General features: G+C 66.3%; 2 protein-coding genes. Both read left to right on the plus strand.

Going from position 1 to position 442, the window contains the following annotated elements; genetic code table 11:
- Nucleotides 1-324, plus strand: a 324-nt coding sequence (locus J0A65_RS25875) for a hypothetical protein (protein WP_206597063.1), incomplete at its 5' end; no start/stop codon positions are given.
- The coding region (locus J0A65_RS25880; protein WP_206597064.1) for a DUF3492 domain-containing protein at nt 321-442 on the plus strand (122 nt) is incomplete at its 3' end. The genes J0A65_RS25875 and J0A65_RS25880, both read left to right, overlap by 4 nt.

Consider the following 442-nt stretch of genomic DNA (forward strand, 5'->3'; position numbering starts at 1 on the left):
GGCCTGGCCCAGGGCAGCGTGCTCGAGCACGTGCTGCAGCAGGCCTGGAGCCATGTCGGCACGGCGCTGCAGGGCGAGCCGAGTGGCGAGATGCATCTGCTGGCCGGGCGTATCGCCATGGAACTGGGCAACCTGGACGAAGCCTCGTCCCAGTTCGAGCAGGCGGCGCAGACCGGCACGGGCGCGGCGCAGCTGGCGCCCTACCAGGCCGAGATCGCCTTCCGCCGGCAACGCTACGACGAAATCCCGCAGATGCTGGCGAGCATGCCGGCTGACATGTTGCAACGCCCCCCCTTCGCGGCATTGGCAAAATACTGGCTATGAGTGAGAAAACCACTGTTCCCGACGTGCAGAACGTCGATATCTGCCTGCTGCTCGAGGGTACCTGGCCGTACGTGCGCGGCGGTGTCTCCAGCTGGATCAACCAGCTGATCCTGGGCCT

The organism is Bowmanella yangjiangensis (assembly GCF_017255015.1).
Classification (GTDB): Bacteria; Pseudomonadota; Gammaproteobacteria; order Enterobacterales; family Alteromonadaceae; genus Bowmanella; species Bowmanella yangjiangensis.